Genomic DNA, 26,483 nt, shown 5'->3' with positions numbered 1-26,483 from the left:
CACCGAGACTCCGGCGTGCGCGCCCGATAACGCCATGGCGTAGCCGCAAACGTAACGCAGCGGGGGCAGGCAGATCTCGCGCAGCTGAGCCCGGAAAGGTCCGCGAGGCAACTCTCGTACCGATAAGCCTAGACCGGTCGCGATGCTATCAACAATCAATGATTCTGCCGTCACCCGATGGCCGCTTCTGGCCGGAAGCGCACATCACCAGCCTGCACTGCCTCAGGCACACTCACCGCCTGTTTCTGGAATTCTTGGATCTCCCGATGAGTGCACCAACGCCAACAGCGATCGAGGTCAAAGCATTCCTGCCCGCGCAAGACTTCCGTCGCTCCCTTCTTTTCTATCAGGCGCTCGGATTCAATTGCGTTTGGTCGGATGGCAAGCTAGCGGAGCTTCGGCTCGACACTGCTAGCTTCATCCTCCAAGACTTCTACATCGCGGAGCATGCGCGCAGCTTCCAGATGCACCTGCTCGTGGCGAGCATAGACGCATGGCATGCCATGTTCAGAACGGAGGGGATCGACGTCGAATTCGGGGTGCGACCGGGCGAGATCGCCAATCAGCCATGGGGGCTTCGTGACTTCGTGTTTCTCGACCCAAACGGTGTGATGTGGCGCGTAGCTCAACGGTTGGAAGGCAGTTGAGGGCGCCCGATTAGTCATCATTAGCGTTTCCGCTTTCGGTCAGGAACACACGCCCGCTTGCTAACGCTCCAGTAACCCGCGCAGCGACGATGCGCCGTCGAAGCGGGCGCTGCTATCTTTGAGCAGCAGGCGATTGGAAATGCTAGACGGCCTGTCCACTATTACTACTCGTTCGAACGATCCGGAGTCTCCGGACGCTTCACTCTGAGCGTCATCCTGTCCACGGCCCCAGCCTGAACAATCGTTGTCGTTCGATCGGTCGGGGCATAGAACACGTACTCGCCGCCCAGGCGACCAACGAACCGCTGCTCACCGGCGGGAAGCGCGGTGTCTCGTAATCGCTCCGGGCTCAGGACGAGGACGCGTTCCTCTACGAGAATCGAGTTCGCTTTGCGCTGCCCGTAGTAATGCGAAGCCATAGGAATGTAGGCGATTGCGAGCGCGACGTAGCCGATGACTTTCGCATGCTTGAAGGTCTCGGGGATGTCAGGTGAGTGGTGCGCAAGCCATATTAGAAACCACGTCAGCACCATCCCGAACAGCAGGTAGATGCCAAAGTCGACGAAGATCACGAGAACGACCAGGCTGCAGAGCAATCCTCCAAAGATGCTCCAGCACGCAAGCCTGCTCTTAGGCACATGCTGCACTAGGGCTGCCCCCAGATAGCCTCCAAGCAGGGCGGCGCCCGCCATAAAGGCGAGTGTGACGCCAATGCCTGTCAGGCCGACCACGGCCAGATCACCCGCATTGCTGAACTGGAACGGATCTAGGCCGAACCGTCCCCAGAAGGACTTCAGGTAGATCACGCCCTGAGTGGTCCCGAACGCCAACACGACTGAAATCCAGGCCACCACGTGTGCGGAGCTGACGACCGATGCCTCGCGGCGCGCTGGCATCGTCGCGCCTGATCCGTCTGAGGTGTCGCGTTCGATCTGCAAGTCCTCAGTGGCCATTATCGTCTGCCTGGGGCTTCCAGAACTCCGCGCTGTGGTTATCGAGTCGCTTACTGTAGCGATCCAACCTCACGGGAAAGACTTTGGGAATGTCGCTTGCGACTCCTCCATCTCTGAAGTAGTCCCGAACGCTCCACAGCGCCAGCTTCCTCAGGTGATCCCACTCTGCAAACAGATCTTCCTGCTGCTTCCTGGCCGCCACCGCGGCACTGGGTTTTCGCTTCGGGGGTGGTTGGGTGTAGTCCTTTCTGGACACCACGAGGTGGGTGAACTCTATGAATCCGTGCGTCCAAGATTCGCTGCTTGAAGCTCTCCACTGATACATGACACGTACCGACATGTCAGGCGTAAAGCGCGTGGGAGGCAGCACGTCGTCAAACACGTGGAAGGTCTCCCCCTCCCTGGCCTGGACTTCAACTGTCTCTTGCGCGCGGCGAATCGCAGAGCTGAGCGAGCCGCCTCTCCGCCGGGCCATGCTCGCGGTTAATTCGGTCTTCTTCGACGCTTTGGCTCCATCGAAAGCCCTGAGCGCTGCATCGAACTCACGGGCCTTGCTGGCCACATAGGGACCGCAGGCATCAAGTCGGAACACGTTCAGTGCGTAGCTGTTCCGAACATCAAGGCAACGCTCAATAGCCGCGTCTAAGGCTCTCGCATCCACTTCGCTCAGTACCTCGATCTCGAACTTCGAGTAGTAGAGATCACCCACAAGTTGCTCCTTGCGATTATTTGCTCGATCATTCCGCGCTGCAGTCGTGAAGCCGGGATGCAGCAGACCCGCAGTTTGATTAGGTAGATCTGGGATATAGGACGCCATGCCTCTTAGGAAGCATGTCCGGTCTCCCGGTGGTCCTAAGACCAATGGCGGCGTCGAGCTCGCAGTAAGCACTCAAACATTGTAGATGCCTGAAGCACCGCGCCCCGCTCACGTATCACGGTCAAGCGTTACATGCTCCGGATTATGGCGCACACCGGTCCGCGCTTGGACCTCAAAAATCCGGCTCTAACTATGGGCTGGTGGCATCTGTTGCATTCGGCGCGGTCCGCCGCAGTTCCCGTGGAAGAAATTTGTCGATCTCCTCGTCGGAGAAGGTCATGTCCTCCATCTGCTGTAGTGCTTTCTGGGCCATCTGATAAGCCTCCGCATTCGTGCTGGGAGCGCCGCTGTAGATTTTTCCGAGCTTGAGAAGCAGTTCATCGCGGCGCTCTCTAGCCTGATCACCTGATACGAAATTGGATCTGAGGTCGGTAAGCAGCGTCAGGTATTGCTCCCGGACAACCCAAACTTCCGCAGCCGACTGACGATGCTTCTGTGCTACCTCACCCAGATCGTAGTCTTTCGTGTAGGCGTTCAAGGCGAACAGCGCAGTAGATACGATGGCCGTCAAGATCGCCCACATAGCGCTTGTGTCTGGAAAGATCGTACCGATGACGCCGCACGTCACTAGCGCGGACAGCAAGATCTGAGTCTTCTTGATTCTCTGGTGCTGCTTGAACAACAAGTCCGCGCAGTTATCATGCGTTTTATGGGTGTACACGACTCGTCCGTAGCACTCACGAATCTGACCCTCCAGTGCCTCATCCACGTCAGTCATAGTCGCGCCCATCGTTATTAATAGGCACATGGATTCGGTCTTTCGCAACGACCACGCCGTTTCGCACGATGTAAGCCTCGACGATGTGCTCGCCGCGGAAACTGGTCTGCTCTTTCTTCATGTAGTGGCCGCCATCCTTCACGATCTCACCTCTAACGCAGTCGCGATTCTCAGCCTCCTCGCCTCGATTAAGCACCTTCCAGTGGAGCTCGCAATCCGCATCCAAGCCTGACGGATTCGTCATCCGGAATTCCAAGCTCTTGTCACTGTAGAGCGGAATTCTCCTGAGAAGCATGTTGCGAAGCGTGTGCTTCCTGAAGCCACGCTGCTTCACATCGCAATCGATCTTGAGTACTTCGCGAACGTCGATGGGGAACATGTCCTCGATGAACATTTCGGTATTGCGCCACGACTGGGCGGCCTTCGCGAGCGCCTGCTTCTTCGCTGCGGGGAATGGACGACCGTAGATTCTCTTCCACTTGTCGTTGACGCTATCAGAGTCTTCCGCATCGATCGCGGCGACGCACAGGTTGTAGGCCTTCAATGCCTTCTTCTGGAACTTCTTCTTGACCTTGACTCGTTGCCTGCTACCAAGAGCTGCGTATTCGCTCTGTTCTGGCAACTCGGAGAGGTACTTGAAGAAATCCCGACTCATCCGATCGTAGTAGTCGTAGCTTCGCTTGTCGTATTCGCTTGTTGAACTGAGGAAGTTGTACGCAAGCGTATCGATCAGCAGCCCACCGATGCCGACACCGTGCTTGTTTTTCCACGCTCGCGCCATCTTGCAGAGCCGGCGCAAATTGCAGTTCTTGGCCGTGTCGAGAGAGCCAAGTGCGTCCATCTCGAGTCGCGGCTTTGTCGTCTTCCAGGATCCACCGTTCTTCGTGTCCGGATACCTGTAGGACCCGTCCTCCTGCTCGAAGACCGGCTGCACTTCGACGTGGAAGTTCTGATAGGTCACCGTCACGACTAAGCGATCAACTCGTACTTTGGTGGTCGAGTAGCGATCTTTAATGGCCTTACGTGCGTCCTCAAGCAGCTTGGATTGCCCGCCAACGATGTTGTAGGTGTCCCATTTGCTCTTCGGCATGATGTAGAGCATGTCGAGATCTGAGATCCCTTTGATGCCGGTGCGTCGACCGAATGAGCCTACCTGCAGCGTGTTTGCCAGCTTGGACTCGGTGTCTCTGAATTTCTTGTTCAACGCAGCGGTCAGCTCGCCGTAGCGAAGGCTGATGGTTTCTGCATTGCTGACCGCAAGATTCCCCAAGAACTCGGAGAACATCGTCGACACGCTCATCGATTGCTTCCTTTCTCTGATGCGGCAGTCTGAGCCGCTTTGCTAGGACGCCGGGCGTCGCCGAAGCCAACTGGATTATGCGACTTACGTCACATCTCAGGAAGATCCAAGTGAGAGGCTCACGACCTCCAGATTGGTCCACAGGTCTCCCTTGTCGCTGGGATCGCCGCCAGATTGAGTATCTGCTGGATCTGGCGGCGATCGGATTCGAGTCCGTCTAGCTCAAGTCGGCGCAGTAGCGCTATCGCCCCTGGCACCGCGTAGCAACGCGCATAAGAGGCCAATAGTCCGTTGCAAGGCTGAGGGGGCGAGCTCCGAAGCCGAGCATCAGTCCGGGACTTAAGTCGGCTCTATACATGCCGGAATTCTTGATCACTCGGCTGGATCTGATCGGTTAACGATCATCACCAGTTCGCTTCCGAGGTTGAAGCTCGTGAACTAGGTAGCCCCCGATCCAGTGGATGATACGAACAGGTGGGAAGTCTACGATGTCCGCTTCTGGCCGGAAGCCGCCGTTGCGCTGGGGAAGCATAGCCGGCTTATCCAACCACCAATAGCGTGATTACTGCGCAACGCATCCGGGCCCACCTGCATAGAGATTGGACAGAGGTTGACCTCAACTATGGTTGAGCTTCGATACTCCGGTCTTCTGGATTTGAACGGAAGCGGCGGATGGGAAGAGGAGAAGATCAGGGAGCAGCCTTGAAGGAGGCTGACGTGCCTCGATTGCTCGGCATCCAGTTCAGAACTGCGACCATCGGTATCGTCGGGTTGGTGTCGCTGATCGCCTACGAGGCCATGGGTAACGCGACGGTGATGCCCCAGGCAGTGTCGGATCTCAAAGGCGTCTCGTTGTATGGCTTTGCCTTCGGAGGACCGCTGGCTATATCCCTCATCGGCATGGTGGCGTCTGGCCGTTGGGCCGATACCGAATCACCCTCCAAATCTGTCTTTTTGGGAGGCATCTGTTTTGTCGGCGGGCTGTTGCTGGCATCCATGGCCTCCTCGATGGCGTGGATGCTTGCAGGACGACTCGTCACTGGGCTGGGGTCAGGAATGCTCGCCGTAGCCCTCTATGCCCTCGTTGGGCACGTATATCCGCCTGCCCTCCACTCGCGGATCTTCGCGGCCTTCTCAGCGGCCTGGGTGTTGCCCTCCTTGCTGGCCCCCGGCATCAGCGGGACCATTGCTCAGCTATTCGGTTGGCGATGGGCTGTTGTGGTTGTGGCAGGGCTCGCCGTCCCTTCGCTGGTCCTCTTAGCGCGACTACGCTTAAAGACGAGAAGCGCGCATGCCGCACGTCCACAGGACCGGCATTTGATATGGGCCATCGTGGCTGCATTTGGCGCTCTGGCGTTACACATGCTCGGGCAAGCCGAGGATCATGGGGCCGCGCCCAAAGTGGTGCCGGTCTTACAGGCTGCACTCGTAGTCATCGCCGTGGCAGCCCTGTACGTCTCTGCGCGTGTGCTCCTGCCGAGAGGAACACTGTTGATTCAACCAGGCCTACCCGCGGCGGTCGCCCTTAGCGGACTCTCGCAGGGCGCTTTCTTCGCAGCTGAGGCCTTCATTCCTCTGCTGCTGCATCGCCATCGCGGCATTGCGCTTAGTGTCGCCGGTCTAGCTTTGACTGCAGGTGCCTTGAGCTGGACCGCGGGGGCGATGTACCGAGCGCGTGTCCACGAGCGTGTCGGCACGACTAGCTTGCTCAGGAAAGGCCATGCATTGCTGGCCGGCGGCATCTTGGTATCGATGCTAGCGATCCATCCGGCGTTGCCCTTCTGGCTTGCACCATTGGGCTGGACTTTCTCAGGTGCAGGCATGGGCCTGATTTCGCCAACCCTGTCGGTCATTACCCTGGCCATGGCGGCACCCGGCAGCCATGGCAGCGTGGGCGCCTCGCTACGCCTGAGCGCGGCGATGACGACGACGACTGCCTTGGCACTCAGCGGTGCAGCGTTTGCAGCGTTGATAAAGCAGTCTCCCTCTCTGGCGTTCGCCTTCAGCTTAGGAGTCGCGGTAGTGCTCGCGACGACCGGTAGCCTCTTGGCCGGACGTGTTGCGATTGCGACTGGCAGCGCACAGAAGTAGCCCCCAGATGGGGCCGTGGTAGGTAGGGAGTCGAAGGTAGGCCGCCTGTCCGCTTCCGGCCAGAAGCGGACATGGTTTTCTGGCTTAGATAACTGACAAGCTTCTAGTCCACTGCCGTGCCTAGGCCATCGCTCTGCAAGCCCTCGCTTGACGCCCGAGACACTAGCGCGGGCGTAAGTCGCATCACTCAAAAATGGGAGAGATCGCGAACATCTGACGGGACATCAGGAAGTCGTCAGGCCTGGAACGACACACCTCCCCATCGGGCGCAATCCAGTCCTGCGCGAATTGCCTGCGAAAAATGCTGTCGTGGCTGAGACAGTCTATTCGCTTAGCTGCAGAGCGGACCAGCTGGTGACATTTGACAGTTAGTGTCGGCGGAAAGCGCTAGGAAGTATGGACACCGGAAGTTCCCCCGCAAACCCATGCAGCTAGGCACATTTCACGATGTCGGCAGAAAGCATGTAACGGGTGTGCATCGGCCGGCGACGTCTCCAGCCGCTGCCGCTGCAGCAGCGACGTGATCACCCGCTACCGCGCGCGCATCTCCGGGCCCTTGCTGGACCGCATCGACCTGCACGTCGACGTGCCACGCCTGCCACCCTCGGCGTTGCGACCTGATGCGCCTGGCGGCGAGCCGAGTGCCGATGTCGCCGCGCGCGTCGCTTCGGCACGCGAACGCCAGCACGCACGCGCCGGTACGCTGAATGCCCAGCTCGACCAGAGCGCGACCATGCGCGACTGCCGGCTCACCCCGAAAGACCAGGCGTTGCTCGAACGCGCGATCGAAGCCCTGCATCTCTCGGCCCGCTCGATGCACCGCATTCTGCGCGTCGCGCGCACGATTGCCGACCTCGATGGCAGCGACTCAATTGCCACGCCGCATCTCACCGAGGCGCTGGGTTATCGCGGCGCCCATGCAGGACCTTCGCCGTCAGCCTGAGGCCGAACAGCCAGCCGTTTCCGAACGACGCGGCCTCGCGTTGGTCAGCCTTGCTTTCGCGTACGCAAGTGCATCCAGGCACGCGCACTCAGCACGGCAGCGATCACGAACACCCACAACGGCCAGATCGCCACCAGCGCGACTGTGAGATCGAGGACGCCCTGCCAGCCGCCGCGCAGTGCCTGTCCGATCCGTGCGAAGAATCCTGGCCGGTGCTGCGCGAACGCTGCATCCGGATCCGCTCGCTCGCTGCGCCGCACCTGCGCCGGCTGGTACAGCGACAATGACAGCGTCGCGAACGCGATACGGTCCTCGACCTCCCGCTGCGCAACACGGGCGTCGTCCCGTGCGGCCAGCGCCTGCGCGCGTGCGGCGAAGGCCTCGCCCTTGCGGTCCAGGCGGTCCTCGTCACGGACCGCTTGCGCAAGCGATTGCTGCAACTCCTCTGAGCGCGCATCGGCGAGCTGCTGGCGCAGCAGATCGAACTGCACATCCCGGGCCTCGAAGTCGCGGCTGTCGAGGAACGTCATCTGCTGGGCGAGCTCGCGCAGGAACGCCTGCGCACGATCGCTGGGCACTCGGACGATGAGTTCGCCCTGTGTCGTGTACTCGGTCAGCTCCAGCAGTTGTCCGTCGCCGATGTTGTGGCGTCGCACATTCTGCGTATCGGATCGGATCCGGTTGGAGACCACGAAGCCGCCCTGGCCGGCCGCAAGGTCTTCGATGGCGAGCACCGACCGGTAGACATCATCGACCGAGAACCGCACATCGGCGGTCCGCACGAAACGGCGGCCCGGCGCATCCTGTGCCATCGCGCCGGAGGCCATCTGCGTGGATGCGTCGACTGGCGTTCCTGCAGCCGCCGCATCTTCCGCGGAGGCGGCGTCAGCCTGCGGCGTTTCGGCTGCAACAGACACCATTTCCGCCGCACCGCCGGACTGCTTCGCGCAGCCGCTCATCAGCATCATCAGCACGCATGTCGATAACCACGCGGCGCGTCGGAATTCGTGCATGAATCGCTCCAGAGGAAATCGGCGGAACCGGATAAGGCTGGATGTGCCGCAAGGCGCAGCGTGCCGTCGAGCATCGGCCCCTATGCGTCCCTACGCCACCCTGCCATCGGTCATCCCGCGGAATTAACGGGTTTACAACACGCCCGGCAAACCGTCGCGCTAGCTTCACGCGGCACAACTCACCCGGGGAACACCAATGCGTCAACTCATGCTCGCGACCGGCATCGCCGTCGCGCTGACCGCCTGTGGCGGTCGCACCGACAATGCAGATTCCGCCGCGCGGGCACCCGCCGCTGCCGCGCCGACAACGCTGGCCGATGTCGAACTCATCCCGCGCGACGCGCTGTTCGGCAATCCGGAGCGGGCCGGCGTGCAGCTGAGCCCGGACGGCCAGTATCTGAGCTGGATCGCCCCGGTCGACGGCACGATGAATGTCTGGGTCGCGCCGGCCGACAATCCCGGCGCCGCGAAGGCGGTCACCCAGGACACCGCGCGCGGCATCCGGAGCTACTTCTGGACCTACAAGCCCGGCACGCTGCTGTATCTGCGCGACACCGGCGGCGATGAGGATTTCCATCTGTTCGCGGTTGATGTTGAGAGCGCGCAGGCGCGCGACCTGACCCCGTTCCCGAAGACCACTGCGCAGGTGGTCGGGGTGAGCCATCGCCAGCCCGACACGCTGCTGGTCGGCATGAACGATCGCGACCCGCAGTGGCATGATCTCTACAAGGTCGATCTCGCCAGTGGCGAACGCACGCTGGTCGAGGAGAACACCGATCAGATCGCCGGCTACATCGCCGATGCCGATTACGCGCTTCGCTTCGCCTCTCGCAGTCGTCCCGACGGCGGCATGGACGTCCTGCGTCGCAACGGCGATGCCTGGGAGGTGCAGGACGACATCCCGTTCGAAGATGTGCTGACCACGGCACCGGCAGGCCTCACCGAAGACGGCAGGACGCTGTACATGTCCGACTCGCGCGAGCGCAACACGGCCGCGCTGTACGCGATCGATACCACCAGCGGCGAGAAGACCCTGGTGCATCAGGATCCACGCGCCGATGTCGGCGGCAGCCTGAGCGACCCGCGCACCGGCGTGTTGCAGGCGGTCTCGGTGAATTACCTGCGCGAGGAATGGACGACGCTCGACGACAGCATCAAGGCCGATCTCGCCAAGCTTGAGGCGATCGGCCCGGGCGAGGTCTCGATCAACAGCCGGACTCTGGACGACAAGCATTGGCTGGTGGCGTACTCGGCCGCCGAATCGCCGGTGAAGTACTACCGCTACGACCGCGGCGAGAACGGCGCTGAGGGCACGCTCACCGAACTGTTCTCCGGTCGCCCCGCGCTCGACGGCAAGCCGCTGGTGCCGATGTGGCCGCTGGAACTGAAGTCACGCGACGGCCTGACTCTCGTCAGCTATCTCACGCTGCCCAAGCACGCCGACGCCAACAACGACGGCAAGGCCGATGCGCCGGTGCCGATGGTGCTGCTGGTGCACGGCGGCCCCTGGGCGCGCGACGGCTATGGCTACAGCTCGATGGACCAGTGGCTGGCGAATCGCGGCTACGCGGTGCTGAGCGTGAATTTCCGCGGCTCGACCGGCTTCGGCAAGGACTTCACCAACGCCGGCAACGGCGAGTGGGCGGCGAAGATGCACGACGATCTGATCGACGCCGTGCAGTGGGCGGTCGACAGCGGCGTCACCACGTCCGACAAGGTCGCGATCATGGGCGGCAGCTACGGTGGCTACGCCACATTGGTCGGCCTGACGTTCACGCCGGAGACCTTCGCCTGCGGCGTCGACATCGTCGGCCCGGCCAATCTCAACACGCTGCTGTCGACAGTGCCGCCGTACTGGGCCAGCTTCTTCGAGCAGCTGACCCGGCGCATGGGCGACCCGCGTACCGAAGAAGGCAAGGCCTGGTTGACCGAGCGTTCGCCGCTGAGCCGCGCGGACGCGATCACCAAGCCGTTGCTGATCGGCCAGGGCGCCAACGACCCGCGCGTGAAGCAGGCCGAGAGCGACCAGATCGTCGAGGCGATGACGGCGAAGAACATTCCCGTCACCTATGTGCTGTTCCCCGACGAAGGCCACGGCTTCGCGCGGCCAGAGAACAACAAGGCGTTCAACGCGGTGGCCGAAGGCTTTCTCGAAACCTGCCTCGGCGGACGTTCGCAGCCGATCGGCGAAGAGTTCAAGGGTTCGAGTATCACCGTGCCGACCGGCGCCGACGGCGTGCCGGGTCTGGCGGATGCGCTGAAATCGCATACGCAGGAGGTACGCAAGTAACCGAGGATCGTCACCTCGGGTGCGAATGAAGAGGCCGGGCATTGCCCGGCCTCTTCGTTTCCGCAGTATCGGTTCTCAGGCCGCCTTCGTCCCGTAGAACTGCGCTTCCTCCGTCGAGCCCGTCAGCGCGGTGACACTCGACGCACCGCCCTGGATCACGGTCGTCACGTCGTCGAAATAACCCGCGCCGACTTCCTGCTGGTGCGACACGAAGGTGTAGCCCTTGTCGCGCGCGGCGAATTCGCGTTCCTGCACCTGTTCGACGTAGTGCTTCATGCCCTCGCCGCGGGCGTAGTCGTGGGCGAACTGGAAGCTGTTGAACCAGTTGATGTGGATGCCGGCCAGGGTGATGAACTGGAACTTGTAGCCCAGTGCGGCCAGGTCCTCCTGGAAACTCGCGATCTGGCGGTCGTCGAGATTCTTTTTCCAGTTGAAACTCGGCGAGCAGTTGTAGCTCAGCAGTTTGCCGGGGTGCTTGGCATGCACGGCCTGGGCGAACTCGCGGGCAAAGCCGATGTCAGGCGTGCCGGTCTCGCACCACACGAGATCCGCATACGGCGCGTAGGCCACGCCGCGGCTGATCGCCTGCTCCAGACCGTTGCGCACCTTGTAGAAGCCTTCGGCCGTGCGCTCGCCGGTGACGAAGGGCGCGTCGTTGGCGTCGAAGTCGGAGGTCAGCAGGTTCGCGGCCTCGGCATCGGTGCGCGCGAGCACGATCGCCGGCACGCCGAGCACGTCGGCCGCAAGACGCGCGGCGACCAGCTTCTGCACGGCTTCCTGCGTGGGCACCAGCACCTTGCCGCCCATGTGGCCGCACTTCTTGACCGCGGCCAGCTGGTCCTCGAAGTGCACGCCGGCGGCGCCGGCGACGAGCATGTTCTTCATCAGCTCGTAGGCGTTGAGCACGCCGCCGAAGCCGGCTTCGCCGTCGGCGACGATCGGCAGGAAGAAATCGATCGCATCACGCTCGTCGAGCTTGCCGTCGGCGATGGTCTTCCACTGGATCTCGTCGGCGCGCTGGAAGGTGTTGTTGATCCGGCGGACCATCGTCGGCACCGAGTCGTAGGCGTACAGCGACTGGTCCGGATACATGGTCTCGGAGCTGTTGCCGTCGGCGGCGACCTGCCAGCCGGACAGGTACACCGCTTCCAGACCGGCCTTGGCCTGCTGCATCGCCTGGCCCGCGCTGATCGCGCCGAAGGCGTTGACGTAACCCTTCTTCGCGTCGCCGTTGACCAGCGCCCACAGTTTCTCGGCGCCGCGCTTCGCGAGCGTGTGCTCGGGCTGCACGCTGCCGCGCAGGCGCACGACATCGGCAGCGGAATACGGCCGCTGGACGACGCTCCAGCGCGGGTTGGTGGTCCAGTCCTGTTGCAGGGCATCGATCTGTTGCTGGCGAGTGCGCATGGCAAGACTCCTTCGGAGTGGTAATTCGTGATGTGTGATTTGTGATTCGGAAAAGCGGCTGATCGGCGTCCGGAACGTGCTTTGGATGGGTCCAATCACGAATCCCGGCTTTCAACGGACGAATGTCCGTTCATCCCAATCACGGCTCTCAGAGACGGTCGTACGCAGGCAGCGTCAGAAAGTCCTCGAGCGTGTCGCGATGCGTGAGGTCTTCGAGCAGGGAGATGGCCTCGGCGACGCGCGTCGCGCCCGGGATGTCCTGACCGGCCAGCTTCGATGGCAGCGACAGCAGCACGCGGTCGAGCAGTGCGCCGTCGATCGCGGTGCCGTCGTCGAGATGCAGCGGCGCATGGCCGTCATCGGCGTAGTGGATCCACTGCCAGAGTTGCGCGCGGGCGATCTCGGCGGTGGCCGCGTCTTCCATCATGTGATGGATCGGCACGCAGCCGTTGCCGTCGAGCCAGGCGGCGATGTAGCGCACGCAGACTTCGACATTGCCGTCGAATCCCGCGCGGCTGATCGTGCCGATCGACGGCGCGATCAGGTCGTCGCGGTCGACCAGCACATCGTCGCGCGTCATCGCGTGCTGGTGCGGGCCGCGCATGCGCTCGTCGAAGATCTGCTTCGCCAGCGGAATCAAGCCCGGGTGCGCGACCCAAGTACCGTCGTGACCGGCGGTGACCTCGCGCAGCTTGTCCGCGCGCACGCGCGCCATCGCCGCGTCGTTCGCGGCGGCGTCGCCGGCGATTGGAATCTGGGCCGCCATGCCGCCCATCGCATGCGCGCCGCGGCGGTGGCAGGTCTGCACCAGCAGTTCCGAATACGCCTTGAGGAACGGCTGGGTCATCGTGACCTGTGCGCGTTCGGGCAGCACGCGGTCGCGATGCCGGCGGAAGGTCTTGAGGTAGGAAAAGATGTAGTCCCAACGGCCGCAGTTGAGCCCGGCGATGCGGTCCCGCAGCGCGTACAGGATCTCGTCCATCTCGAACACAGCGGGCAAGGTTTCGATCAGCACCGTCACGCGTATCTGCCCGGCCGGCAGGCCCAGCGTGCGTTCGATGTGGGCCAGCACCTCGTCCCACAGCTGCGCTTCCTCCATCGACTGCAGCTTGGGGATGTAGAAGTAGGGACCATGGTCCTTCGCCGCCAGCGCATGCGCGTTGTGGAAAGCGAACAGACCGGTATCGAACAGGGCGCCCGACATCGGCGCGCCGTCGATGCGCACGTGCTTCTCGTCCAGATGCCAGCCGCGCGGACGCACGATCAGCACCGCACGCTGGTCCTCGGGCTTGAGCGCATAACGCTTGCCGGCGGGCGAGGTGAACTCCAGCGTGCCTTTGATCGCATCGCGCAGCGCGCGCTGGCCGGTCAGGAGGTTGTCCCATGTGGGCGACGTCGAATCCTCGAAGTCGGCCATGTAGCAGTTCGCACCCGAGTTCAGCGCGTTGATGACCATCTTCGGATCGACCGGGCCGGTGATCTCGACCCGGCGGTCGCGTAGCGCGGGCGGCAGCTTCGCCACGTGCCACTCGGATTCACGGATCGACCGGGTGTCACGCCGGAAGTCCGGCAGCGCGCCGCCATCGAACGCTTCCTGCCGGTGCCCCCGCGCGGCCAGCAGATCGCGTCTGCGGGCGTCGAAGCAGTCGTGCAGTTCGGTCAGGAACGCGAGCGCATGCGTGTCCAAGAGGTCGACCGGGGTGCCGGCGGGCACGGTGATGCGTGGATCTTCGGCGGGCGGAGCGGTCTTGATGACGGCATTCACGAGGGTGGTCCTTTCGCGGGCAGCGATGGTATTGCGGTGCAACAGACCGTCCTCTCAAGCCGGGTATTTGACAACCGAGTTCTGTCAATGCCTATCATCAGCTGCGCTTATACGAGAACTGCGATGTCCGCCAAGTCCGCGTCAGACTTCAGGTTTCCGTACAAGAGCGACCGCCTCAAACCGCTGCGTGCGTTCTGTCAGACCACGCGATTGGGTTCAGTCTCACGGGCCGCAGAGGCGCTTTACGTCAGCCAGCCGGCGATTTCGCTGCAGCTGCAGGCGTTGGAACGCGAGCTGGGGGTCAAGTTGCTGGAGCGCAGCGGCCGGCGCCTGGTGCCGACCCGCGAGGGTGAAGTGCTCTATGCACTGGCGACCCCGCTGGTGGAAGGCCTCGACGGCCTGCCGGCCGCGTTCCGCCGCGAGATCGGTGGGCTCGATGCCGGCGAACTGACGGTCGCGGCCAACAGCTCGACGATCCTCTACCTGCTGCCGCGCATCGTCGACCTGTTCCGTCGCCAGCATCCGGACGTGCGCCTGACGCTGCAGGATGCGATCACCGCCGACGGCACCGACCTGCTGCGCAGCGATGCGGTCGACCTCGTGGTGGGTTCGATGGTCGACGTGCCGGGCGACCTCAGCTACGCGCCGGTCTACCGCTTCGATCCGATCCTGTTGACCCCGCCCGACCACGCCCTCGCCCGGGCGAAGACACTCACGCTGGAAGAGATCGGCCGCTACGGGTTGATCCTCCCGCCCAAGCGCCAGATCACCTACCGCCTCGTCGACCAGGTCTTCCAGCAGGCGCGCGTGCCGTACACCGTGGCGCTGGAAGTCGGCGGCTGGGAGGTCATCAAGCAATACGTCGCGATGGGCATGGGCATTTCGATCGTCAGCTCGATCTGTCTCGACGATAGCGACGGCGCCCGACTGGCGACGCGATCGGTCTCGGAATGGTTTCCCCCGCGCACGTATGGCGTCGTCGTCCGCAAGGGCAAGGTGCTGTCACCGCAGGCGCGGGCGTTCATCGAACTGATCCGGCCGGATCTGTTCGTGCGGCGGGATCATGAGGATGCGGGGCATTCGGAGCGGTAGCGACCGCTGCCCGCGTGTGTTGCAGTTCTGCGCGGCGCAACTCCACGCCACGGCGGCGGACGTGACACGACGCATCGGCAAGCCGCAGAAAAAAGCCCGGCATGAGCCGGGCTTTTTTCGTCTATGCAGAAGCGAAGCGAATCACCCCGCGACCGCCAGCTTCTCCTGCCCGTACCGCCACACCGCCAGCATCCACAGCGCGGCCGCCAGCGCCAGGCTCGCGCCCAGATACACACCCCACACCTCCGGTGCAATCGGTTCGGCGCGGATGATCTTCAGCAGCAGCTGGTTCTGCGCAAGGAACGGCACCGCGAACTGCCACAGCTCGGTCTTGATCGGGTTGACCATCAACACGAAGCTCGGAACCATCGGCAGCAGCATCAGCCACACGATGTGGCTCTGCGCCTCCTTCATGCTCTTGGCGGTCGCGGCGAGGAACGTCAGCAGCGAAGTGCCGACGAACAGCATCGGCAGCAGCACCAGCAGCATCTTACCGATCGCGCCGAAGCTGACGTCGAGCAGCCGCGCCGAACCGCCGCCCATCTGTGCGCTGATCTTGAACGCGAGCAAGGTGAGCAGCAGCGAGCACATGCCGATGATGCAGGCCGCGGCGATCTTGCCGCTGACGATCGCACCGCGCGACGCCGGCGTGGCCAGCAGCGGTTCCAGCGACTGGCGCTCGCGCTCGCCGGCGGTGGCGTCGAGGATCAGATAGGAGCCGCCGATGAAGCTCGACAGGATCAGCAGGTAGGGCAGCAGGATCGCCAGCATGATGCCGCGTTTGGCTTCCTCGCTCGCCGTGTCACGCGTGCCGACCGCGACCGGTTGCACCACCGCCGGATCGATACCGCGGGCGAGCAGGCGCAGCGCGCCGACCTGCTGGCCGTAGGCCGCGATCGCGGTGCGTACGCGGCGCGTCGGCGTCTCGGCGTTGCGGCGCGTGCTGTCGCTGATGATCTCGACCGTCGCCGGGCGACCGGCGTGCCAGTCCTCGGCGAAGCTGGCCGGAATCTCGATCGCGACATCGATCTCCTGGCTGGCAATTGCCGCATTGAGATCCGCCGGTGCGTCGACCGCCTGGATACCGAGCGTCGCCAGATGCGCGACGAGATTGGGCGCATGTTCGGCGCCGATCACCGGCACTTCCAGCACCCGGTCCATCTCGGTCTTCATGCGCTTCTCGGCCATGAAGTTCATGCCCAGCATCAGCAGCGGATACATCAGCGGGCCGAGCAGCAGCGCCATGAACAACGTGCGCCGGTCGCGCGCGATGTCGAGCAGCTCCTTGCGCACCACGCACCACATCCATTTCAGGTTGCTCATGCCAGCAGGCCCTCCTCGGAACCGATCGCACTGACGAATGCGTCCTCCAGGTTCGACTTGCCGAAGCGCTCACGCAGTTCGTCGGCGGTGCCGTCGGCCACCACGCGGCCCTTGGCGATGATGACGATGCGGTCACACAGGGCAGCGACCTCCTGCATGATGTGGCTGGAGAAGATCACGCAGCGGCCGTCGTCGCGCAGCTTGAACAGGAACTCGCGCATCGCGCGCGTGGTCATCACGTCCAGGCCGTTGGTCGGCTCGTCGAGAATCACGTTGCGCGGGTCGTGCACCAGCGCGCGGGCGATCGCGGTCTTGGTGCGCTGGCCCTGGCTGAAGCCTTCGGTCTGGCGGTCGAGAATCTCGCCCATGTCGAGCTGTTCGCTCAGCACGCGCGTGCGCTCGGCGATCTCCGCCTTCGTCAGACCATGCAGCTCGCCGAAGTAGCGGATGTTCTCGCGTGCGGTCAGCCGCTTGTACACGCCGCGCGCATCCGGCAGTACGCCGAGCACGCGGCGCACTGCGGCCGGATCCTGCGAGGCATCGATGCCGTCGACCAGTACGCGGCCGCTGTCGGGCTTCATCAGCGTGTAGAGCATGCGCAGCGTCGTCGTCTTGCCGGCGCCGTTGGGACCGAGCAGGCCGGTGATGCGGCCGTCCTCGGCGATGAAATCGACGCCATCGACGGCGTTGACCGTGCCGGTCTTCGTCTTGAATGCCTTGTGCAGTTGCTGGGCCGTGATCATCGGCGGAGCTCCAGAAGAAAGAGGGAAGTCGGCAGGCGCAGCGCGGTCACGGCTCCCACCCATTGAAACTGGTGAACGGCGGCACCGCGCGCATTGCATCCAGACACGTGGCGTCGAGCGCCTTCGCATCGGTCGATTCGATGAACTGCGCGAGCAGCTTGGGCGCGCAGCCCAGGGCGAACGTGCCGTGGCCCTGGCCCTTGAGCACGAGATGACGGCCGTTGCTTAGACCGGCGGCGACGCGCTCGGCATACGCCGGCGGGGTGACCGGATCGAGTTCGCCTGACAGCAGTAGCGCGGGCACGTCGGACTGCAGCGCCGCGGTGTGGTTGGCGGGCGGTGTGCCGGTCGGCCAGGTGCGGCAGGCACCGAAGAACATGCGCGCGACCTCCGGGCCCAGGATCGTCTCCGCGACGCGACCGTCTTCCTGGTAGCGGCCTGCGTCTTCTGCGCAGATCACCGACCACTGCATGCCGCGCGTCATCTGCCCGCCGACGTTGCTGACCATCAGTTGCGACAGCGACATCAGCGGCGCGTAGCGACCCTGCGCCGCTTCGTCGAGGATCAGCGGCAGCAGCGAGGCGGTCTGCGGTGCATACGAGAACAGGAACGCCAGACCGGTCACCGTGTCCGGCGTGACCATGCCGTCGCGCTGCGCGCCAGTGGTCGGGTCGGCATAGGTCACCGGCACCGGCGCGGCCTGCAGCGTCGACAACACACTGCGCAGTTGCGCCTGCAGGTCAGTCGGGAAGCGCGTGCGGCACGCGGGGTCCTGCGCGCACTGCTTCGACTGCAGCGCGAGTGCGTCCTCGAAGGTGTGGGCGAACTCGCCGCCGACGACCAGGTCGTTCGGCGCGACGCCGTCGAGCACGAGGCTGCGCGTGTGCTGCGGATAGGCCATCGCGTACTGCTGGGCGACGCGGGTGCCATAGGAGCCGCCGACCAGATTCACCTGGTCCGCACCGAGCGCGGCGCGCACGGTGTCGAGATCGCGGATCGCATTCGCGGTCGTGTAGAAGCGCGGATCGGCGCGGCCTTCCAGGCCGGCGAGGCAGCGGGCGACGTAGCCGTCGAGGTCGGCGTCCGACGGGGCCGTGAGTGCATCGAGTTCCAACGGCTCGCCCGAAGCATCCACGCAGTCGAGCGGATTCGAGCTGCCGGTGCCGCGCTGGTCGATGAGCACGATGTCGCGCTGGCGCCGCACTTCGCGCAGGCCGGCGTTGATCTGCGCGGCCAGCTCCGTCGCCGCCTGGCCGGGGCCGCCTGCGAGGAAGAACACCGGATCGGCGGTGCCGCCGTCGCTTGCGTCTGCCGGCAGCCAGGCGATGTTGAGGCCGATCCTGCGGCCGTCCGTCGCATCCGGGTTCTCCGGCACTTCGAAGGTCGCGCACTGCGCCTCGACGCGGGTGGCGGCATTGCCGCCGTCGAGCGTGCAGGCGTGGAACGGGATCTGGCCGAACATGCGCGTCGGTCGTGCGTCATCGCCATCGGTGGCCGCGGGTGCACCGCCGCTGCAGCCGGCGAGCGTCGCGCTCGCGGCCAGCGCCAGCAGGGAAAACCTGATTGCTCTCATGGAACGTCCTCGAACAGGAAAATGGATTCGATGGGCTCGGCGAACTCGCGTGCGATCCGGAACGCCAGCGGCAGGCTAGGGTCGTACTTTCCGGTTTCGATCGCGTTGATCGTCTGTCTCGATACATCCAGACGTTCGCCAAGCTGTGCTTGTGACCAACCGCAGGCCTCGCGCAGTTCGCGCACCCGGCTCCTCATGTCGGCGGCCTCATCCGTACCGCCGCGCGACGACGGATTTCGCGAGGCCATAGGTGCCGCACACCAGCGGGAACACCCACAGCATCGCCGCGCTGGCCGGCACGTCGATGACCCGCGCGGCCTGCAGGAAGCCGGCGGTCATGTAACCGAAGGACACCAGCGCGGCCGCGATGCAGACCGCTTCGAGTTCGATGCGCTGCTGCAATTCGTCGACGCCGCGGATGAAGCGCACCATCGCCCGCAGCACGAGAGCGATCGGCAGGATGGGCAGCAGGGCGATGACCGCGCGCAGCGCCGGGGCCTCGATCTCCTGCAACAGCAACAGGGAGACGATCAGCAGCCCCACGTAGGCCGCCATGCCGATCAGCAGCTCCCGCGTGTAGCGGCGCTGCACCAGCCCGGATGCGGTCGCGCAGTCCCGCTCCGCACCCAGCACCGCCGCGGCGATGAGGCCCATGCCGGCAAGCAGCACCAGCAAGGGAACCCAGCGCGACACCTGGGGCAGGCCGAACCGCAGGCCGATGGCGGCGCCGATCAATCCCAGGGCAAGACCGAAGAAGAGGCGTGAGCGCGACATGGCGGGTTTATGTGTCAAGTGAGCTTGACATCGAGCATCGTGGATTGATCCAAGGTCTGTCAAGCACCCTTGACACCAGAATCGAGAATCGTCGTTGCGCGCAGGCCCTGGGCGAATCGCGCGTGCTGCCCGCACGCCCGCGCCGCCGACAGTGCGCTACGCCAGCGCGGCCAGCCGTTCCTCGAACACCAGACGGCTGGCCGCATCGGGAATCCGCGAAATCAGTCCGCGCGCGCGCTCGACATGCATGCTTGCCGCCGCGCCGTCACCGTCCAGCCGGGCGATTTCCGCATCCAGCCAGGCACGATACGGCGACAGATCCATCAGTCCGCCCTCGCAGCGCAGCCGCCAGGCCGACAGCAGCCTGCGATCCCCGATCAGCAGTGCGGCATGGCTGGCGAGCGCGACCGCGATGGCGCTCTGGAACACCGGCGGCGCGCTGGCGAAGGCTGCCGTGAGCGCCAGGGCTTCCGGTCGGGCGGCCCCGGCATCGCGCCGGTCGATCGCCCGCGACAGCCGCAATATCTGCGCGGTCTGCTGCAGGCTGCTGCTGGCGATGACGGCGTCGCCGGCTGGCAGTGCGGCCTCCGGCCAGTCGCGCGGACGCACGCCGGCCAGGCTCAACGCCATCAGCTGGTTGACCTGCAACTGCAGTGCCGCGTCGGGCGTGCGCCGCAGCAAGTCGAGCAGGCCACGCCCGTCGGTGCGCCAGCCCTGCACGTGCAGCGGGATGAGATTGCCCAGCCCCAGCGTCGCCGCGCCCAGTGCCACGCCGATCAGCGTGCCGGTCAGCCAGGCCGGCATCGGCAACCACGCGACCAGTGCGGCCAGAACGGCCGCGGTCAGCAGGTTCGCCAGCGGGCCCCCGCACAAAAAGATCATCTGATCGAACCGCGACAGGCCGCGCGTGCCCCGCGGCACCAGGGCCGCGAATCCGCCGACCCCGCGGATGCCGCCGCCGTTGCGCCAGCGCCAATGGTCGTCGCCACCGCGCTCCCAGCGCAGCGGGCCCACGCCGAACGCGATCGCGTGCATCCCGCGCGAGAGCCCAGCCAGTGCATGGCCTGCCTCATGCACGACGATGTGCGGCCACAGCGAGAGGAAGAAGCCGGCCAGCACCGCGAACCCCGTCGATGGCGGCAGCGTTTCAAGCAGTGGCAGGCCGATGGCCGCGACGCCCGCACCGACCACGCCACCGCCGACGAATCCGCCGAGCACCGGCAACAGGCGACGCCACCAGGGGCGCTTGGCCGGTGCCGCTCCGGATGCGGGTGGCATCAGCGCGGCGATGTCCGGGTCCTGTGTCACGGCAACCGCAGTCTCCATCCCTGTTTCCCTCTCCACTCCCGATTGCCGGCGTCACGCCTGGAGACCGGACTGCGCTCGGCGGCGCCCGTGCGAACAGGGCGCCTGCAACGGCCTCCCGCGTGTGGCCGGAGGCCGGCGCGACGGCTACTTGCTGCTGACGTACTTCTCGCGACGGATCAGCGGCACCGGCAGACCGAAGCCCTTGAGCGCCTCGAACGTCGCGTCGACCATGTTGGGATTGCCGCACAGGTAGGCGATGTCGCCCTCGCCCGGCGCGAATTCCCCGAGGAACTGCTGCACGTAGCCGTGGCGCACATCGGCATGCGGCGCGTCCGGCAGCTCGCGCGAGAAGCACGGCACGAAGCGGAAGTTCGGGTGCCTGTCGGCGAATGCGCGGAAGTCGTCGCCGTACAGCAGCTCGGCCGGCGTGCGGGCGCCCATCAACAGGACGACTTCGACGCCGCGCTCGGCAATGGCGGTCTCCAGCAGCGGCAGCATCGCCCGGTACGGGGTCACGCCGGTGCCGGTGCCGACCAGCAGATAGCGGCGGTTGCTGTCCTGCGGCATCAGGCAGAAGCGGCCGAACGGGCCGCTGGCCTGCACCGTGCTGCCCAGATCCATGCCCTCGAACAGCGCCGTCGCGGCGCCACCTGGCACATAACTCACCGCCACGTCGATCGCCTCGCCCGGCCCGATCGCATGGTCGTGGATCGTCGCCAGCGAATACGAACGCTTGGTCGGGGTGCCGTCGGCGTACTCGAAATGGATCTGGATGAACTGCCCGGGGATGAAGTCCAGCGGCTGGCCATCGTCGCGGACGAAGGACAGATGGGCGACGGTCGGCGCGACCATGCGCCGCGAGACGAGCTTGATGGGGAACTGCGTGATGGCCACTGCGGGAATTTGTCCGTGATTCGACGAGCGTCCGGCGCTGTCTGCGGCCGGTGGGGCTCCATGCGCCTATGGTAGCGGGTCGGTGGCGGGCGCCCGGTGCACAGGCCGCAACACCGCGTTGTCCACCTGCACGCCCCCACGCGTGCAACGCGCCGTTGCGGCCGGGCCCGGCGGGGCGTCCCTATACTACGGACCCCCGCCGCGCCATCCGCGGCACGAGCGATGGACATGTCCCCCATTCCCCAGGCCGACGCCGCCCTTTCGGTGCGCGATCTGCGCAAGACCTATGACGGCGGTGTCGAGGCCCTCAAGGGCATCTCGCTCGACGTCGCGCCCGGCGATTTCTTCGCCCTGCTCGGCCCCAACGGCGCCGGCAAGTCGACGCTGATCGGCATCATCTCCTCGCTGGTCAACAAGACCTCGGGCGAGGTGCGCCTGTTCGGCACCGACCTGCACCGTGACCGCGACGCGGCGATGCGCCTGATCGGCCTGGTGCCGCAGGAAATCAACTTCAACATGTTCGAGAAGCCGCTCGACATCCTCGTCAATTACGCGGGTTTCTACGGCATCCCGCGCGCCGAGGCGATGGGGCGGGCCGAAGAGGAGCTCAAGCGCGCGCAGCTGTGGGACAAGGCGACGACGATGTCGCGCACGCTCTCGGGCGGCATGAAACGTCGGCTGATGATCGCCCGCGCGATGATGACGCGCCCGCGCCTGCTGATCCTCGACGAGCCCACCGCCGGCGTCGACATCGAGATCCGCCGCGGCATGTGGCAGACCCTCAAGGAGATCAACGCCGCCGGCACGACGATCATCCTGACCACGCATTACCTCGAAGAAGCCGAGAGCCTGTGCCGGAACCTCGCGATCATCGATCGCGGCATCATCGTCGAGCAGGGCCCGATGCGCCTGCTGCTGTCCAAGCTCGACGTCGAGGGTTTCATCTTCGACATCGACGGCACGCTCCCCACCACGCTGCCGCCGATCGAGGGCGCGGAACTGGTCGCCACCGACGACCACACCCTGGACCTCGACATGCCGCGCGCGATGGATCTCAACCGCGTGTTCGCCTCGCTCGACAGCGCCGGCATCCGCGTGCGCTCGATGCGCACCAAGTCCAACCGGCTCGAGGAACTGTTCGTGCGCATGACCGGACCCAATGCCGCCTCGCAGCAGGAGAAAACGGCATGAGCACGAAGACCACCCACACCGATGTCGCTGCCGTCGAAGGCACCGCGCAGCGCCACTGGGTTGCGCTGTACACCATCGCCCGCCGCGAGATCGTGCGCATCCTGCGCATCTGGGGCCAGACCTTGGTGCCGCCCGCGATCACGATGACGCTGTACTTCCTGATCTTCGGCGGCCTGATCGGCGCGCGCGTCGGCGAGATGGACGGCATCCGCTACATGGATTTCATCGTGCCGGGCCTGGTGATGATGAGCGTGATCCAGAACAGCTACGGCAACATCTCGTCGAGCTTCTTCGGCGCCAAGTTCGGCCGCCACGTCGAGGAACTGCTGGTCAGCCCGATGCCGAGCTGGGTGATCCTGGGCGGTTACGTGATCGGTGCGGTCGCGCGCGGTCTTGCGGTCGGCGTCATCGTGCTGTGCATCGCCATGCTGTTCACCACCGTGCGCATTCCGCATCCGCTGGTGACCTTCGCCACCGTGCTGCTGGGCGCGACGATCTTCGCGCTGGCCGGTTTCGTCAACGCGGTCTATGCGAAGAAGTTCGACGATGTCGCCATCGTGCCGATCTTCATCCTGACCCCGCTGACGTATCTGGGCGGCGTGTTCTATTCGGTCTCGCTGCTGCCCGGCTGGGCGGAGACCGCGACGCATGCGAATCCGATCTTCTACATGGTCAATGCGTTCCGCTATGGCCTGCTCGGCGTCAGCGACGTGTCGCTCGGCGTGTCCTTCGCGCTGATGATCGGCTTCGTCATCGCACTCGGCGCGCTGGCGCTGTGGTTGCTCAAGCGCGGCATCGGCCTGCGCAGCTGACGCATCGCGTGCCTGTTGCAGCGTGCTGCGTCGAGCTGGCGCGGCGCGGCTGACGATCGTGCACGCCTGTTTGCCGGCGCGTGCGGGTTGCAGCGCGGCATGTCGGCGCAATACGCGTCTCCACGACGCACCCCGGAAGCACAGGACCAAGCCGCGGATTCCGATAAGCGCGTGATGTGTCCTGCCGCCGACAGCGACGGCAATCGGAAGCGCACACGGAGGACCCCCGTCACTTCACCGACAGCGCCGTGTGCGCCGTTACTGAAGTGGACACGCATCGAAACGGTCAAGGCCCGGTCTGTCACCAACACGTCAACGTTGGCGCCGATCATGCGTCCCGCGGTGCAGGGATAGCGTCCGCCTCCCTCCGTCACCGTCCGAGCCATGAAGCCTACCCATCTCGCATGCGCGGTCATTGCCGCGCTGTCCATGTCGTTCGTGTCCGCCGCGGCCAGCGCCGCCCCCGCGACTCCCACCTCGTCCACGTCAGACCTGGACGCGGTCATCGTCACCGGCACGCGTGGCTCCACCCGCACCCAGTTCGACACCATGGTGCCGATCGACGTCTTCACTGAAGAAGACGTGCGCCGCGTCGAGTCCAGCGACGTCAACGACATCCTGGCCCAACTCGTGCCCTCCTTCGTCGTCCAGCGCCTGCCGATGGCTGATGGCCAGGTGTTCGTGCGGCCGGCCACGCTGCGCTCGCTGTCGCCCGACCACACGCTCGTGCTGGTCAACGGCCGCCGCTTCCATCGCTCGGCGATGCTGGGCGGGCGCGGCGCGCAGGCGCCGGATCTGTCGCAGATTCCCGCCTCGGCGATCAAGCGCATCGAAGTGCTGCGTGACGGCGCGGCCGCGCAGTACGGCTCCGATGCCATCGCCGGCGTCATCAACATCATTCTCGACAACAGCACCGGCGGCAGCGCTGCGCTGAACCTGTCGGAGTACAGCGAAGGCGATGGCACTGCCTGGAGCGCCGAGTTCGGCTACGGCTTCACACTCGGTGACGCCGGCGTGCTGCGCCTGTTCGGTGAGCGCGGCAGCTCGGATCCGACCTCGCGCTCGCGCCAGCGACCCGACGCAATCGCCTTCCAGGCCGCGCATCCCGAACTCGATGTGCCTGACCCGGTGCAGCGCTGGGGCCAGCCGGAACTCGAACATACCCGGTTGGGCTTCAACCTCGAGCTCGGCCTGGGCGAGACCACCACGCTGTACGGTCATGGCCTGTACGGCGAGAGCGACGGCCTCAGCGACTTCAACTGGCGCAACCCCGACACCAACAGCGAACTCTACCGCCAGACCCCGGTATTCCCCGGCTGGGACCTGCGCACGGTCTATCCGGTGGGCTTCTCGCCGGCCTACGGCAACGAATCGCAAGACCTGCAACTGCTGGCCGGCCTGCGCGGCATGCTGGGTGATGCGCTGGACTGGGACGCGAGCGTGTCGCACGGCCGCAGCAGCATCGACTACACGCTCGCCAACTCGATCAACGGCTCGCTCGGTCCCGACAGCCCGACCGCGTTCTATCTCGGCAATCTCGAGCAGAAGGAAACCAACCTCAACCTCGACTTCGTCTACCAGTGGGCGCTGCCCGCGCTGGACGCGCCGGTGAACGTGGCGTTCGGCGCCGAACACCGCAAGGAAACCTACGCCGTGTCGCAGGGCGATGCCGCTTCCTGGGCGGTCGGTCCCGGCGCGGCCGCAGGGCTGGCGCCCAATGCCAGCGGCGCGCCCGGTTTCAGCGCCGCGCAGGCGGGCAGCTGGGGCCAGACCAGCAACGCCGCCTATGTCGACGTGGAAGTGCCGCTGGGCGCGCGCTTCGCGCTCGGTGGCGCGCTGCGTTATGAGGACTTCTCCGAATTCGGCGATACGCTCAACGGCAAGCTGTCGGCGCGTTGGGAACTGGCCGACGGCCTCGCACTGCGCGGCGCCTGGTCCACCGGCTTCCGCGCGCCGACGCCGGGTCAGCTGTATTCCACGTCCACGACCCAGGGCCTGGATACGGTGACACTGCTGGTGTTCAACACCGGTCGCCTGTCGCCGGACGATCCGATCGCCCGATCGCTCGGTGCGCAGGCGCTGCGCCCGGAGGAATCGGAATCGGCCACGATGGGTCTGGCGTGGCAGGGCGCGGCCGGATTCTCCGGTTCGCTCGACGTATACCGGATCGCAGTGGACGACCGTTTCAGCAGTTCGCCTAGCCAGGTGGTGCCGGCCAATCTGCCCAACCCGATGCGCTACACCTCGGTGTACTGGTTCACCAACGACTTCGACACGGTGACCAGGGGCGTGGACCTCGTCGCCCACCACCGCAGCCGCGCGACATACGGCGAGCTCGGCCTGACGCTTGCGTGGAACCACAACAAGACAGAGGTCGCGTCCGGCAGCACCGGCGTGGCGACCAATCCCAACCAGCGTCGGGTGTTCGAGGAGCGGCTGCCGCGCAACAAGGGCAGCTTCACCGCGAGCCTCTCGCAGGAACGCTGGGACTGGATGGCGCGTGCGCGTTACTACGGCGCGTGGACCGACTCGACCGGCAACGCGACCGGCGAGATCTTCCAGACCTTCGGCGACATGCTGATGTTCGATGTGGCCGCCACCTGGAACATGAGTGAGACGCTGTCGCTGCGCCTGGGCGCCGACAACGTGTTCAACCGCTATCCGGACGAAGCCGTATTCCAGGCCAGCCGCGGACTGATCTACTCGCGCAACGCGCCCTACGACACCGACGGTCGCAACGTGTCCGCACGGCTGCGGCTGGAGTTCTGA

At 65.0% G+C, this 26,483-nt stretch carries 22 protein-coding genes; 8 read left to right on the top strand and 14 right to left on the bottom strand.

Features of this window, described 5'->3' with window-relative positions; translation table 11 throughout:
• The first annotated feature begins 158 nt into the window (after positions 1–158).
• Positions 159–647, top strand: coding sequence for a VOC family protein (locus tag J2X52_RS01475; RefSeq protein ID WP_310147688.1), 489 nt, complete (start codon positions 159–161; stop codon positions 645–647).
• Positions 648–811: 164 nt separating this feature from the next.
• Here the strand turns inward: J2X52_RS01475 and J2X52_RS01470 are convergent, their stop codons facing one another.
• The 4 genes from J2X52_RS01470 to J2X52_RS01455 all read right to left on the bottom strand — a co-directional run bounded on the left by J2X52_RS01470 (position 812) and on the right by J2X52_RS01455 (position 4,495).
• Positions 812–1,600 carry a hypothetical protein gene (locus J2X52_RS01470; protein WP_310147686.1) on the bottom strand — a complete coding sequence of 263 codons (789 nt, stop codon included), beginning with the start codon at positions 1,598–1,600 and terminating at the stop codon, positions 812–814.
• Complete coding sequence (locus tag J2X52_RS01465) at positions 1,590–2,309, bottom strand: hypothetical protein (protein WP_310147684.1); 720 nt, start codon at positions 2,307–2,309, stop codon at positions 1,590–1,592. The genes J2X52_RS01470 and J2X52_RS01465 overlap by 11 nt, the downstream gene beginning before the upstream one ends.
• A gap of 298 nt (positions 2,310–2,607) precedes the next feature.
• Positions 2,608–3,195, bottom strand: a complete 588-nt coding sequence (locus tag J2X52_RS01460; protein ID WP_310147683.1) for an SLATT domain-containing protein — start codon at positions 3,193–3,195, stop codon at positions 2,608–2,610.
• A complete protein-coding gene (locus J2X52_RS01455) occupies positions 3,188–4,495 on the bottom strand; it encodes a nucleotidyltransferase (RefSeq protein WP_310147681.1) in 1,308 nt (435 codons plus the stop codon). The genes J2X52_RS01460 and J2X52_RS01455 overlap by 8 nt, the downstream gene beginning before the upstream one ends.
• 717 nt (positions 4,496–5,212) lie before the next feature.
• Here J2X52_RS01455 and J2X52_RS01450 point away from each other — a divergent pair.
• Positions 5,213–6,586 (top strand): MFS transporter, encoded by a 1,374-nt coding sequence (locus J2X52_RS01450; protein ID WP_310147679.1) that lies wholly within the window; start codon positions 5,213–5,215, stop codon positions 6,584–6,586.
• A gap of 439 nt (positions 6,587–7,025) precedes the next feature.
• Positions 7,026–7,529 (top strand): ATP-binding protein, encoded by a 504-nt coding sequence (locus J2X52_RS01445; RefSeq protein WP_310148790.1) that lies wholly within the window; start codon positions 7,026–7,028, stop codon positions 7,527–7,529.
• A gap of 44 nt (positions 7,530–7,573) precedes the next feature.
• Here the strand turns inward: J2X52_RS01445 and J2X52_RS01440 are convergent, their stop codons facing one another.
• Positions 7,574–8,542, bottom strand: coding sequence for a DUF4349 domain-containing protein (locus J2X52_RS01440; protein ID WP_310147677.1), 969 nt, complete (start codon positions 8,540–8,542; stop codon positions 7,574–7,576).
• Between the two features lie 196 nt (positions 8,543–8,738).
• On the opposite strand from J2X52_RS01440, the gene J2X52_RS01435 reads away from it, so the two are divergent.
• Positions 8,739–10,832, top strand: a complete 2,094-nt coding sequence (locus J2X52_RS01435) for a S9 family peptidase (protein ID WP_310147675.1) — start codon at positions 8,739–8,741, stop codon at positions 10,830–10,832.
• A 75-nt stretch (positions 10,833–10,907) separates the two neighbouring features.
• Here the strand turns inward: J2X52_RS01435 and aceA are convergent, their stop codons facing one another.
• Both aceA and aceB read right to left on the bottom strand, forming a co-directional pair.
• Entirely contained in the window at positions 10,908–12,239 is a 1,332-nt protein-coding gene (gene aceA, locus J2X52_RS01430) for an isocitrate lyase (protein ID WP_310147673.1), read from the bottom strand.
• Between the two features lie 148 nt (positions 12,240–12,387).
• Positions 12,388–13,992, bottom strand: coding sequence for a malate synthase A (gene aceB / locus J2X52_RS01425; protein WP_310148786.1), 1,605 nt, complete (start codon positions 13,990–13,992; stop codon positions 12,388–12,390).
• 135 nt (positions 13,993–14,127) lie between these two features.
• On the opposite strand from aceB, the gene J2X52_RS01420 reads away from it, so the two are divergent.
• Complete coding sequence (locus J2X52_RS01420; RefSeq protein WP_310147671.1) at positions 14,128–15,096, top strand: LysR family transcriptional regulator; 969 nt, start codon at positions 14,128–14,130, stop codon at positions 15,094–15,096.
• Positions 15,097–15,237: 141 nt separating this feature from the next.
• Here the strand turns inward: J2X52_RS01420 and J2X52_RS01415 are convergent, their stop codons facing one another.
• The 7 genes from J2X52_RS01415 to J2X52_RS01385 form a co-directional block, all read right to left on the bottom strand.
• Positions 15,238–16,419: an ABC transporter permease gene (locus J2X52_RS01415; RefSeq protein WP_310147669.1), complete on the bottom strand. Its 1,182-nt coding sequence runs from the start codon at positions 16,417–16,419 to the stop codon at positions 15,238–15,240.
• On the bottom strand, positions 16,416–17,162 hold the full coding sequence (locus J2X52_RS01410; RefSeq protein ID WP_310147667.1) for an ATP-binding cassette domain-containing protein: 747 nt from the start codon (positions 17,160–17,162) through the stop codon (positions 16,416–16,418). The genes J2X52_RS01415 and J2X52_RS01410 overlap by 4 nt, the downstream gene beginning before the upstream one ends.
• A 46-nt stretch (positions 17,163–17,208) precedes the next feature.
• Positions 17,209–18,735 (bottom strand): alpha/beta hydrolase, encoded by a 1,527-nt coding sequence (locus J2X52_RS01405; protein WP_310147665.1) that lies wholly within the window; start codon positions 18,733–18,735, stop codon positions 17,209–17,211.
• A complete protein-coding gene (locus J2X52_RS01400) occupies positions 18,732–18,932 on the bottom strand; it encodes a helix-turn-helix transcriptional regulator (RefSeq protein WP_159681121.1) in 201 nt (66 codons plus the stop codon). The genes J2X52_RS01405 and J2X52_RS01400 overlap by 4 nt, the downstream gene beginning before the upstream one ends.
• Before the next feature lie 10 nt (positions 18,933–18,942).
• Positions 18,943–19,470 (bottom strand): hypothetical protein, encoded by a 528-nt coding sequence (locus J2X52_RS01395; protein WP_310147663.1) that lies wholly within the window; start codon positions 19,468–19,470, stop codon positions 18,943–18,945.
• 195 nt (positions 19,471–19,665) lie between these two features.
• Positions 19,666–20,817: a site-2 protease family protein gene (locus J2X52_RS01390; RefSeq protein WP_310147661.1), complete on the bottom strand. Its 1,152-nt coding sequence runs from the start codon at positions 20,815–20,817 to the stop codon at positions 19,666–19,668.
• A gap of 144 nt (positions 20,818–20,961) precedes the next feature.
• The gene (locus tag J2X52_RS01385) at positions 20,962–21,711 is read right to left on the bottom strand and encodes a ferredoxin--NADP reductase (protein ID WP_310147659.1); all 750 of its coding nucleotides are present in this window, start codon (positions 21,709–21,711) and stop codon (positions 20,962–20,964) included.
• A 228-nt stretch (positions 21,712–21,939) separates the two neighbouring features.
• Between J2X52_RS01385 and J2X52_RS01380 the strand changes: the two genes are divergently transcribed.
• The 3 genes from J2X52_RS01380 (at position 21,940) to J2X52_RS01370 (ending at position 26,483) form a co-directional block, all read left to right on the top strand.
• Positions 21,940–22,902, top strand: a complete 963-nt coding sequence (locus J2X52_RS01380) for an ABC transporter ATP-binding protein (protein WP_310147658.1) — start codon at positions 21,940–21,942, stop codon at positions 22,900–22,902.
• Entirely contained in the window at positions 22,899–23,714 is an 816-nt protein-coding gene (locus J2X52_RS01375) for an ABC transporter permease (RefSeq protein WP_310147655.1), read from the top strand. Before J2X52_RS01380 ends, J2X52_RS01375 begins: the two co-directional genes overlap by 4 nt.
• Before the next feature lie 384 nt (positions 23,715–24,098).
• On the top strand, positions 24,099–26,483 hold the full coding sequence (locus J2X52_RS01370; protein WP_310147653.1) for a TonB-dependent receptor: 2,385 nt from the start codon (positions 24,099–24,101) through the stop codon (positions 26,481–26,483).

It is taken from the genome of Luteimonas sp. 3794 (genome assembly GCF_031456825.1).
Classification (GTDB): domain Bacteria; phylum Pseudomonadota; class Gammaproteobacteria; order Xanthomonadales; family Xanthomonadaceae; genus Luteimonas.
Note: the sequence above shows the minus strand (reverse complement) of the source record. Positions and strands in the feature narration are given on the sequence as shown.